Origin of the sequence: Microvirga aerophila (assembly GCF_003332305.1) — a bacterium.
GTDB lineage: Bacteria > Pseudomonadota > Alphaproteobacteria > Rhizobiales > Beijerinckiaceae > Microvirga > Microvirga aerophila.
In genome coordinates, this window is record NZ_QOIO01000095.1 from 1 (window position 1) to 10653 (window position 10653).

Sequence of the window (10653 nt, forward strand, 5' to 3'; positions counted from 1 at the left end):
ACCTGCCATGAACCATCGCAGGACTGATTTGGGAATCCACTCACCCATTACTCATCTCGATCCGTCCACACGGCCTAGGGATTTACGCACAGGTGTTCTAGATGAACATCGAAAATTCCGTGATAGTTGCAATTGAGGTACCGAAAACGTCCCCTACTGGATTGACATGAACGCGTCCCTGCGCCGAGTCAGTATTGACTGTATACGTAACATCACCGTCAATAGCCGTTATTTCTACGCTATCGCTTGGACCAGAGGCAAATATTAGCCAGTCTGAGCCAGGTTCATAGTTATTTACTATGTAGTTTCCTCCATCAATATCAGTGTCGAAGATAAAATGATCAACCTCTCCATTCACACCAGTGAAGGTTTGGCTTTCTGAGGTCGCATGATGTACATGGTCAGGCTCCGAAAGACCCGTAACTGGCGCCGATAAATCGAAATGGTATTCTAGGGAATCGCTCAGAAAATCGTGCAGGGCTTTTGGCCTTGTACTCTCTGAAACCTGCTGCGAAAGACTGACATTTGTTCCAGTCATGTGCGCTCCTCTTATGCTGCTTACGTCCCGCATCGGGCCAGCTTCTGCTCCAAATGCCCTTCCATGTGTCAGCGTCTCAAGACAATTGCACTAAGCTATCAGCCCCTAGCTGCAGGATCGCATCAGCCCCGCTCATCACCTCTGGTCGATGCGCAATGCTGATCCGTGTGATGTTGAAGTTGCGAAGACTCTCATTGATGTATCTCTCTTTCATGATGTCGAGATGCGACGTCCCTTCGTCCAGAAACAAAATCTTAGGTTTTCGGTAAAGGGCGCGGGCGAGCAGCACGCGTTGCTTCTGGCCGCCTGAGAGGGAACTTCCCATGTCGCCGATCAGGCTGTTGTAATTCATCGGCATAGCCATGATCTCATCATGGATTCCGGCTAGCACCGCACACTCGATCATTCTTTCATGATCGAACGCTGGATCGAAGAAGCTGATCTTCCTGCATGACGGCGGCAATGTGTTCACGGTAAGGGCGGCGGCCCGGCACTTCGGGGTCAGTGACAGCTGCGCCATCAAGCTGATGCAGCGGAAGCGGCACTCCGGCTCACTCACGCCAGCCCGTCAGGGCCGCCCGCGTGGACGCAGCAAGCTGGTGGCTTATGAAGCGTTTCTGATCCAGACTGTTGAGGCCGAGCCCGCCATCACCATGCCTGAACTCGCAGCCCGCTTGCTGGCAGAACATGGGATCATCGCAGCTCCGGCGATGCTCTCGCGCTTCCTGTGCCGGCGCGGCTTTAGCTATAAAAAACAGCTGATGGCGGCGGAGTGCGCACGCGCCGACGTGCGCGATGAGCACCGGGTCTGGCGCGACCACCGTCAGGTCCGTATGCGCGAGCAGCCGCACCGCTTGATCTTTCTCGACGAGACCTACGTCAACACCAAGATGACCCGCCTGCACGGGCGCTCACGCCAGGGCCAGCGGCTGCGCATGAGCGCTCCGTTCGGCCATTGGAAGACGCACACCTTCCTGGCCGGGCTGCGCTGTCACGAGCTGAGTGCACCGTGGGTGATCGATGGTCCGATCACCCGCTTGGCCTTTGAGGCTTACATCGAGACGCAACTCACGCCGACGCTGCGCAAGGGCGATGTCGTGATCCTCGACAACCTGGCGGTCCACAGGAGTGAAAGGGCCGCGCAGTGTCTGCAACAGCGAGGCGCCTGGTTCCTGTTTCTGCCTGCTTATTCGCCCGATCTTAATCCAATTGAACAGGCCTTCGCTAAGATCAAAGCGCACCTGCGCAAGGCCGAGGCCCGAATCTTTGAGGCGCTCTGGCGGGCCCTCGGCGACATCTGCAATCTCTTCGAGCCACAAGAGTGCTGGAACTTCCTCAAGGCAGCCGGATATGCGTCCGTGTAATTGTCCAGTGCTCTAGACTCCTCGTCCATTGCGGCCAAAACAGGGGGCACTGCCACCGGCCCGAACCCAACGGATCGCGGCAAACCGGGCACGAAGCGCCATGTTGTGGTTGACCGGGCGGGCACGCCACTTGGCCTGAGCCTGAGCGGAGCCAATCGGCATGACAGCCTAATGCTGGCGCCCACCCTTGATGCGGTTCCGCCAGTGCGTCATGGCCGCGGTCGCCCGAGGCGCAGGCCGGACAAACTGCACGCCGACAAGGCTTACGACCATCGCCGCTGCCAAAGCGAATGCCGCCAGCACTCCATCACGCCCCGGATCGCCCGCCGCGGCATTGATTGCAGCGAGTGGCTCGGGCGATATCGTTGGGTGGTGGAGCGCACACTGGCATGGCTCAACCGCTTCCGCTGTCTCACCATTCGCTACGAACGACGCGAGGACATCCATCTGGCCTTCACCACGCTCGGATGCGCCCTCATCTGCTTCAACCAATGCAGACGGTTTTGTTAGGAGCTCTTAGTGTCCACCGCCGTCTGCACATCCTCGACTGACATGGTCCATTCACGGTTGTCTTAGAACCAGCGGCGTATGAAATCTACAGCGTCAGCGATTCAAGGGGTGATTGGAAAAGGTGATCTGAGGCTAGGCCGCATGGGACCACCCAAGTTCATCAACCGTGCGAGGGCCTCATACGAGTCACACAACGATAGCCAATGGGACATTGCGGGTTATCTGCTGTTAGAACCCAAGCAGGTTCAATGACCTCTCCTAAGACACACTGACCCCCTGCCGCTACATAACGGTCATAAGTCGTTGGACTGGTGTTGAGGACAATAGTACCGTGGACGGATACTAGTTCCCTCGCACCATAACAGGTCATCCTCAGGGTCAAAGGGTGACTCTGCGCCAAAGCGTTAGATCCGATGCCGATGAGGGCAACAGAGGCAATCAGTAGCTTCATGGGTGACGCCCTCTTCAGATCATCAGTGACAGCACTGTCGAAAGCAAGTTCATCACTACGACGCTTCCGACCAGCCCCAGGCATAAGGATAGACGAGACCATTCAAGGTTGTTGCTCTGAAGCTGGGATGTGATCGCGATGGCACGCCGTGAGCTGATGGTAGACATCGGATCTGCCTCGAAGCTGGAACGAGACTGTTGCGACCTGGGAAGGATGCGCTTTGCACGACCCTCTCGCCGTGCGCTCTCACACAGGGAATGTGGCTTGATGCTCTACACAGGAGGAACACAGCGGCTTCATGCCGTAGTGCTGGGTCGGAGCAGAAGTACTCGACATCCTGTCTGCCGAAGAAACGAGAGCTTACTGCAGAAGAGTGCAGGATAGTTAGCAGAGTTATAGCTAAGCTGAAACCCATGCCGTTGCTCATAGTTGTGTCGGTTTAACCTATGTTAGTGCCACAGGCCGACATACCCAGGAACAGGGGGGTTCACTATGACCAGCCAGCACTACGATAATCCGCCACCTGATCAGGGTGTTATCCAACTTCCTACAACCACATCTATCGATTGGTCTGTTCGTGCGATGTACCGTGAGCTTCTCAGCAAGCCTGTACCCGTCCGGTTGTCACGGCTGCTCAACGAGCACGAATCTCGGCTCAACCACGGAGCTCCCAATGGTCGTTCCGATGAACCTGACCCGCTTTCACGTCGTCCCCAAAGGTGACGGGGTTGAGATAACCATCGAGATTGATGGAAAAGGAGTGATCACCGCGAATGCCGCTTTAGAGCAGGTTGAGGAGATGCTTGATGCTCTGGAGGATGCTCTCCGGGCTGGGGACGACGATGAGGATGTTGTGATTGATGAGGGCTAGACTCTAATCCACCTACATCGGAGCAATAACCCCATTGGCAGTCCAGACTTTTGCGTCATTAGGGGGCTTCAGGTTGTTCAACTTGAGGGGCTGTTCAGTCGATACACAACGCTTTGCTGACACTTAGTTCAAGGTCGAGGTTCAGCTTCCTTAGCCGCAGGCCAAACTCATAGTTCTTCCTGACTGTCTTCTGGACCTCGGGGAAGTCTCTCAACGCGACAAGGGCCCTCTGAAGCTCTTTCGCTGCATCCAGCTCAGCCTTGCGGAACTGGTCAAGGTGCAGCTCAACACATTGTTGGTAGGCAGGAGGCTTGGCTTGTACCTCTGCAGCGTAGAGTGCGCTTGCGGCCATGACGAGCAGTCGGAGGTATCTCATCTGCTGTGCCTAGTAGCGTGCTTTGGCCAAACCCCTATCTAGCCTCGTCCGGGTCACCTATTTGTAGATCCGAACGATACCAGTTTCGGCCGTGATCAGCCATGCCTCTCTCTGGTTAGCAGATCGCCGCTGAATGCGTCCAGTCATGCCAATTACACCACAGCGATTGCTTTCGGCTGACGGTAGGACAGGGGGCTCTTAACGATCAGAAACAGTTGTTGAGTTGACCGTCCTTGCCGATATGTAACACTGGTCACGCTGATGACATCGGTTCCCTCTGATAAACTGGGGTTCCCTACGGGGAGCCCCTTCTGTTTTAGAACTCGCTAAGAGCGTCAGCGGATCTAGAGGGTGTCTGGAAATTCGAGTTGTGCCCATCTGAAGGGGCATGACAGCTCTCAGAAACGGCCCCGGCGCTGGGTGCAGGTGCCGGCCGATCAGCCCGCACCCGAGATGCCGGGTGGTTTTGCGGTACTGCCGCAACGCTGGATTGTGGAGTGCACCTTCGCGTGGCTCGTGCGCAACCGCCGCTTGGCCAAGGATTGGGAGGGCTCGAATGGCTGGCGCTTTACTGCGGAGGTGAGGCATGAGGCAATCGACAGTCACTAGACTCCGGAGAATCGAGAGCAGGCGCGGCATTAACGGGCCAATCAGCCAGATGAGCGACGAAGAGCTTTTCCTGCTCTTGCGCCAGGGTATTCACGAGGATGGAGGCACGAGACCTGCGGCTGCGTCAGCGCGGGTCGAACGGGATGAGGCCTTGGCGCAGATCATCGAAGTCATGGACGGCTGTCCCAGTGGCGCGGAGTTGATGGGTCGGATCGATACCCTCATCGAGGAAGGGCGGCTCACAAGACATAACTGACAGGGTTGACGCTATTTCTCATTGCTCTCCCCCTATAAATCGCAAGGGGGAGAGGAAATGAGGCGGACTACTTGCTCGCTTTGCCTTTGGTGGCAGGAGCACGTCGCTTCGGCTTTACGGCTTCAGCCTCGGCGGTGGCGACATCCTCCCGTGGCACCGCCGCCTTAGCCGCGGCTGGGCTCTTCCGCATTGCTCCAAGGCCCATGCTCTTCGCAAGCTCGGAGCGTTTCAGAGCATAGTTGGCAGCCACCATCGGATAATCAAGCGGAAGGCCCCACTTCTCACGATAGGACTGCGGCGTCAGGCCGAGCTTGGACAGGTGGCGTTTGAGCGACTTATACGGCTTGCCATCCTCAAGGCTGATCAGGAAGTCCGGCGTCACCGATTTACGGACAGAGATAGCCGGTTGCAGCTTCTCAGCCTCGGGCAGAGTCGGAGTAATGAGCCCCCTGAGAGCTGCGTGTACTGATGCAATTGCAGCTAGCAAGTCGGCGCGGTGAACTGCGTTGTTGGCAACATAGGACGAAATGATGTCTGCCGTGATACTGGCGAGGTCGATTGAGGGCTGCTCGGGCTGGTCCTTTACTCTTCCAACTGATGACAGGTGAGATGCGGTAAGTCTTCTAAGATGCCCGCTGCGTCAAGGTTTCGACGAGGGCATCACGGTCTTGGGGTCGTGATCACTGTTCGTGATACACTTTGGTCCATGTTTATGGCGCGCAACGAAGGCTTGCTTGGGAGGGGTGTATGCGATGATCTGGGCTCGGAAGACGTCCGGCCTGTCCGAGTGGGATAACCTGCAAGAGCAGTTCGAAGAACTCTTCACGAAGCTCGGCTGTCCTCGGCAGATGATGCTGATTGCGGGTGCTCCTGCGGTCGCAAGTCAAATCGACCTGTTCATCAGCTTGCCCTATTCCGGCCTCCTCAGCATCTTTTACGAGTTCGATCAGATCAGTGAAAGCGAGCTGCCCTTAGAAGCTCCACTGCTGGTCGGCCACGATGACGCGTTTCGCGTACGCTTCAAGTTTCCAAGGCAAGGCTTGGTGACGTAAGCAAGGAGAGCCTACGCGCAGCCACGTGCTCTTGGCTGGCTGCACTGCGGCGGGTGCTAACTAAATGAAAGGCCTCCCCACCCGCTGTTGCCAGTAAGTGGGGAGGCCTCCCGGTCCTGAAGGCCTCGGCCTTCGCAAGAGCAATGATCTCACCGAGCGGCAGTCTCAGCTTGGCCAAACAAAAGCATCGCTTTATTACGGTCGCTGCCCGCTGCGCTCCACCCGGAACTTTCCGTCTCACCCATCCCTAGAATTGCAGGGCGTGGATGGGAGGCTACACCGATGTTCAAGCTCCTGAGGAACCTCTTCATTATCAGGCAGGTCTGGAGACTTCTGAAGCGACGCCGTTGATCGGAATCCAATAGCGCCCTCGCTCGCGCCTGTCAGGAGATCAACCTGTCACATCTGTCTCGGGCCGATCGCTCCCTTGGGCGACTTCGTCGTGCCAGTCTCCCGCTCTGTCCTGATATTCAATATCCTCGGTCTCACCAGCAACTTTCTGTTCCGCTGCGGCCCGATCTGCTGCATCTCGCGCCTGGTCATGAGTCGGAAACGGCTCTGAAAAGACGTCTCCAACCTTGTAAGCCCATCCACCATCGTGCTCTACGATTTCATAATGGACATCGGCCATCGCAGTTCTCCGGAAAGATCCTTTCCTGGCTGAACAGATATTTGGGTCAGCCGGTTCCCAAGGTTGGCTCATTACGTCGTAGACTGGCGCCAAGCTCGTATTCCCGCGACACCACCGCCAAATCCGTGATCGAGAAGTAGCCGCTCAGGCTTCAGTTGGTCATTCTTCGACGACCAACGAGAGCAATTCGCACAAGGACCTGCTCAGCCTCGTCCCTTACGCTGATAACAAAGGTCCGGTTATTGCTGTCCGGAAGTGCATCTCTCGCCATGTCCGGTCGAGCTACTTGTGCTTCAGCCTTAGCGGCCGCAAGGTCCTTCAGATCCAGCCCCACCTCGTCGGGCACTAGGCTGCGCCCATCATAGGTGTCGAAGAAATAGCGTGGCATGATCCCCTCAAGGGGGAAGGGCTTTCGCCGTTAATGGGAGCGAGCACCCTTTGTTCATCTGCCTGTGCAAGAATTCCGGGCATGAGATACACCCGCGACACCACCGCAATTTCCGAGATCACCGGCCAGCCCGTGAGTACTTGGTCTGAAGAATGGCAGCACGAATGCGAGGCTCGAACGGTCTTGGCCATGTCCAAGGCGGAGCGGGAAACCTTCTTTAACGGCTCCACTGACGACGATGGGAAGAGGAAAGAGCGAGGGATTATCGCGATCCGAGGCGTCGCCGCTGCTGAGAACCTACGAGCCAATATGCAGAAGCTTCAAGACGCTCGCACAGGCATGAGATAGAACCCGGTCAAGTCCAGAACCAAGGGAGCTGAAAGGCACTAGGCTTGGCCGGGAATACCGGCAGAGGACCGAACCGGCTCAGGACAAGCGAAGTCAGCAGCCTAAGGTTCCTCTAAGGGGAGCAAGCCGACAGTCCGTGTCACTGCTCAAAGAATTCGAAACCTTTGGTGCAGTTCTACTTTAGTAGAAGAAGCCTGGATGCTTCTCATGCCATCGCGCTACTACTTCAATCTGACCGATGACGATGAAGTGATCCGTGATGAGGAGGGCATCGAAGTGCCTGACCTTCGCACAGCTTTGATCCACGCCTTTGAGGCGATTGAGGAGCTGAGAAAAGAAGACGCCTCTCCTATGAGTGAATGGCAGGGATGGAGCCTCGAAGTGGTCGATAGCTCAGGAAACGTAGTCCACAGGCTCCCGTTAGATGGTGCTGCGCCAAACAAGAACTCTCGCCATTAAGCAACCAGTCCAGGTCTCGGTATCACTCTAAATCAGGGCTCTGCGAATTCAGCTTGGTGCGTCTCTGGAACACGTCAGCATCCGGCTCGTTTCTACTGACTTGCTTTGTTCAAGACAGCAGTTGCCGATGGTGGGAAGCCATGAGCGTTCTTGAACCGGGACTGAAAGAAAGCCGAAATGACTGAGGATGAGGTCGAAGCTGTTGCCGAGGAGCTTGCGAAAGCAGGCGGTGTGTCTTGGTATCCTGGTCGCCCGCGCGGTCCCATCTTGAAGGTCGTGTCAGATCGTTATCGCGACCGGGCCCGCTTGGCCATTGCCGCCCTTGACCGCTATCGAGCCCAGAAGGCAGGTGCTGCGCCCCCAAATACCGTAGAAGCCGAGCTGCCGCCAACTCCTACGGAAGCAGGCGCTCCCGATGATGGGACCCTCCGGGTTGGTGCTACCGTGGTCTACCGTCCGCCAGGAGACCAGCGCGCCTATCCATGCCGGGTCAAGAAAATCGTGGGAGGTCGAGCATATCTAGTGCCGCATCTGACGGCGTGGACCGGATGGGTTCCGATTGCAAACCTGTCACTTGCTCCGCCTGACCAATCTTCTGGTGGATAGGGAAGCCATCTGGGCCCTCTCATACCAGCGGCAGCAGGCGGTGTGCCCTCGTCATGCTCACACGCCGCCCAGAGACGCTCTACGATGCCATGTTCTGACAGTCGTCTCTCGATTGCAGATGGGTCGAGCATAGCTGGCTGTGATGCCGCTCCAGCTGCAGAGAGCCAGGATCCGTAGTGGCAAATAAAAACCCGCGAGGGGGTTCTCCCTCGCGGGTTTTCTCAAGGGCCAGAGGTTCGGTCGGGAGACGTCCCTACAAGCTTTCGAGAAGCAGAACATAATTTGCTGTTCCCTTGTCAGGCGAGAGGCCACAGCGCCGCAGCTCGGCTTGGCCTCCCATATCCTGGAACGGCTGAAAGCCTTACCGATGAGCAATTGTCAGAGTAGGAGCCCAGAGCCCCGGAAGGAGTGGTGCCGCCACGACACGATCTGGAAGGCCCTGATCTCGCAAAGCTGGTGCTACAGATCCTAATACCCGCGCCAAACCCTCCAGCGCCTCACCGGCGTGGTCGGCTCAATGTGTCGATGGTGACGCGGTTTCCGGTGATCGGATCGAGAATGGTCATGGGCAGTCCTCTCCCGTTCAGGCACAGGAGCAACGCCGCATGCCCGGATTCGATCAGATTCAATTGTGGATAGGGTTACGCGACGATTAACGCGCTCTGGTTCTCACATCCCCACAGCAGATCGAGGCGGTACATCCGCGCCCTGTCTGCTTTGAAGGAGGTTGCCGATCTCTGAGCCGCATCGGATCAGCCAGAGCATGGTTGCTGCGGTATGGTTAACAGTCCATTAAGGAACCCCGTCTGGCTGAGCGTCCGAACCGGGTTCTGGGTTTTGAGCCTGATACACTACGCGGCCTGTCAGCTTTGTACCCATGCAGAGTTAAGCGACGGTATGGATTGATCTGGCCTCATTGCTCGTGCGCACTGCCCTTATGATCATCGACCATGCGTTCGATGGCCTGCGCGAGATCAGCGTCGGCTTGGCTCAAAGCCTGCGAGCGAGCGATTTCGGCGCGGGTTTGCTCGATCGCCTGATGGGCCAGATCGATGGTCTCCTCAACCGCCGCATCGAGAGATTGCATGTTCTGTTCAGCCATGAGCCTGGGCTACACGTCTAATGGGGCCGATCCTTGGCAATCAGAGATTCTGATAGCCTCGCCACTGCTTGGCCGGCCTCGAAAAAGACGCTCCTGCGGGAGCGCCTGAAGGGGCCGGCGGGGCTTGTGAAGGACTGGTCTGTGCTCAACGGTCCGGCCTCCGGTTTTATTCCCTCCAGTGCCGCGAAGCGTGGCCTCGGGCTCCTGACAAAAAAGCTCCCTCGCTGGCGGGGGCCGGGGAGGGAGCAGGTCCAGGGAGCTACTAATATGCGCGCCTCGGAGGAAGATCGAAGGAGCGCAGTGTGATCGTCCGAGTGAACCGTGGCGGGATTCCGCCAGGATCGCGCGCGAAAGATGTCGCCAGTATTCGTACCCGCGCCGAGGACTCCGCCGAAGCCGGTTTGACTGCATAGGTGCGGCGGCGTTCCATAAACCACTGCGAAGACTTTGCGAAATCCTCAAATCGCGTTCCATATACGCCCTTCCGCGAAATTTGCAGCTGTCAATAAAAATGCCCAGCCAAGGGGAGGCGTGGACCCTCGGCCAGGGCATCATCCAACACATCTGGGGACAGTGGATTGGATCGGGCTTTGACGCGACGCGCCCGGTGCAAGCATCCCGTACGGCCAAGGTAAATAATCCGTAGCTGCGTGTGCGGCGCAAACATAGAAAAGGGCCGCGCCCAGTTCTTGGTTGAACTGTGTTCGCGGCCCTGGAACTCGAATTGCCCCTTCGAGCGAAGCGGCCTGATATAGCCAAAAAGGGGTAGGTGACAAGTCACAGCACAGCAATAAGCGCCAAACATGTGGCAGTTTAACGCGCATGCCGTGCGTCGTTTACTGACATTCGGCCATGATCAGCCGCATTTCCTGGCCTATGTAGGCTGAACCGGCATCGTTGTTGCCCCTTCGAGCCGGAACTTTGAGCGCCCTTTTCAAAAAAGCGGTGGTGGGTTCAACCGGTCAGCGCATCATGATTGATTTCGTTGTGCTTCGGGAGAACTATCCATGGCGCGTATGGGTCGTCCAGGTTTATCGGCAGAGCAGAAGCGGGAACTCTGGACCCGATGGAAGGAGGGTTGGTCGCTCAGTG

At 57.0% G+C, this 10653-nt stretch carries 14 protein-coding genes and 1 pseudogene; 8 read left to right on the plus strand and 7 right to left on the minus strand.

Going from position 1 to position 10653, the window contains the following annotated elements; genetic code table 11:
• Positions 1 to 97 precede the first annotated feature (97 nt).
• Positions 98 to 538: a hypothetical protein gene (locus DRB19_RS30410; RefSeq protein WP_147022847.1), complete on the minus strand. Its 441-nt coding sequence runs from the start codon at positions 536 to 538 to the stop codon at positions 98 to 100.
• Positions 539 to 614: 76 nt separating this feature from the next.
• Entirely contained in the window at positions 615 to 1097 is a 483-nt protein-coding gene (locus DRB19_RS27385; RefSeq protein WP_276330641.1) for an ATP-binding cassette domain-containing protein, read from the minus strand.
• Here DRB19_RS27385 and DRB19_RS27390 point away from each other — a divergent pair.
• From DRB19_RS27390 to DRB19_RS27405, 3 genes and pseudogenes are all read left to right on the plus strand, one after another.
• A complete protein-coding gene (locus DRB19_RS27390; RefSeq protein WP_373867417.1) occupies positions 979 to 1902 on the plus strand; it encodes an IS630 family transposase in 924 nt (307 codons plus the stop codon). The two genes, DRB19_RS27385 and DRB19_RS27390, sit on opposite strands and share 119 nt — an antisense overlap.
• A 6-nt stretch (positions 1903 to 1908) precedes the next feature.
• Positions 1909 to 2412 (plus strand): annotated as a pseudogene (locus tag DRB19_RS27395) (IS5 family transposase); the annotation flags it as partial.
• Positions 2413 to 3536: 1124 nt separating this feature from the next.
• A complete protein-coding gene (locus tag DRB19_RS27405; RefSeq protein WP_114189147.1) occupies positions 3537 to 3734 on the plus strand; it encodes a hypothetical protein in 198 nt (65 codons plus the stop codon).
• A gap of 94 nt (positions 3735 to 3828) precedes the next feature.
• Here DRB19_RS27405 and DRB19_RS27410 read toward each other — a convergent pair whose 3' ends face one another.
• Positions 3829 to 4110: a hypothetical protein gene (locus tag DRB19_RS27410; RefSeq protein WP_147022848.1), complete on the minus strand. Its 282-nt coding sequence runs from the start codon at positions 4108 to 4110 to the stop codon at positions 3829 to 3831.
• A gap of 351 nt (positions 4111 to 4461) precedes the next feature.
• On the opposite strand from DRB19_RS27410, the gene DRB19_RS32010 reads away from it, so the two are divergent.
• Both DRB19_RS32010 and DRB19_RS27415 read left to right on the plus strand, forming a co-directional pair.
• Positions 4462 to 4719, plus strand: coding sequence for a hypothetical protein (locus tag DRB19_RS32010; protein ID WP_147022849.1), 258 nt, complete (start codon positions 4462 to 4464; stop codon positions 4717 to 4719).
• Positions 4697 to 4975 carry a hypothetical protein gene (locus tag DRB19_RS27415; RefSeq protein WP_147022850.1) on the plus strand — a complete coding sequence of 93 codons (279 nt, stop codon included), beginning with the start codon at positions 4697 to 4699 and terminating at the stop codon, positions 4973 to 4975. Before DRB19_RS32010 ends, DRB19_RS27415 begins: the two co-directional genes overlap by 23 nt.
• A gap of 67 nt (positions 4976 to 5042) precedes the next feature.
• On the opposite strand, the gene DRB19_RS27420 is transcribed toward DRB19_RS27415, so the two are convergent.
• Positions 5043 to 5579, minus strand: a complete 537-nt coding sequence (locus DRB19_RS27420; RefSeq protein ID WP_308494358.1) for a Ros/MucR family transcriptional regulator — start codon at positions 5577 to 5579, stop codon at positions 5043 to 5045.
• Between the two features lie 139 nt (positions 5580 to 5718).
• Between DRB19_RS27420 and DRB19_RS27425 the strand changes: the two genes are divergently transcribed.
• A complete protein-coding gene (locus DRB19_RS27425) occupies positions 5719 to 6027 on the plus strand; it encodes a hypothetical protein (protein ID WP_162815911.1) in 309 nt (102 codons plus the stop codon).
• A 391-nt stretch (positions 6028 to 6418) separates the two neighbouring features.
• Here the strand turns inward: DRB19_RS27425 and DRB19_RS27430 are convergent, their stop codons facing one another.
• Positions 6419 to 6658 carry a DUF2188 domain-containing protein gene (locus tag DRB19_RS27430; protein WP_114189152.1) on the minus strand — a complete coding sequence of 80 codons (240 nt, stop codon included), beginning with the start codon at positions 6656 to 6658 and terminating at the stop codon, positions 6419 to 6421.
• Between the two features lie 151 nt (positions 6659 to 6809).
• Positions 6810 to 7046, minus strand: coding sequence for a DUF6894 family protein (locus DRB19_RS27435; protein ID WP_114189153.1), 237 nt, complete (start codon positions 7044 to 7046; stop codon positions 6810 to 6812).
• An 81-nt stretch (positions 7047 to 7127) separates the two neighbouring features.
• Between DRB19_RS27435 and DRB19_RS32015 the strand changes: the two genes are divergently transcribed.
• Positions 7128 to 7394: a DUF7696 family protein gene (locus tag DRB19_RS32015; protein ID WP_114189154.1), complete on the plus strand. Its 267-nt coding sequence runs from the start codon at positions 7128 to 7130 to the stop codon at positions 7392 to 7394.
• 207 nt (positions 7395 to 7601) lie between these two features.
• Positions 7602 to 7853: a DUF6894 family protein gene (locus DRB19_RS27445; protein WP_147022851.1), complete on the plus strand. Its 252-nt coding sequence runs from the start codon at positions 7602 to 7604 to the stop codon at positions 7851 to 7853.
• Between the two features lie 1519 nt (positions 7854 to 9372).
• On the opposite strand, the gene DRB19_RS27455 is transcribed toward DRB19_RS27445, so the two are convergent.
• On the minus strand, positions 9373 to 9546 hold the full coding sequence (locus tag DRB19_RS27455; RefSeq protein WP_162815912.1) for a hypothetical protein: 174 nt from the start codon (positions 9544 to 9546) through the stop codon (positions 9373 to 9375).
• Positions 9547 to 10653: the final 1107 nt, after the last annotated feature.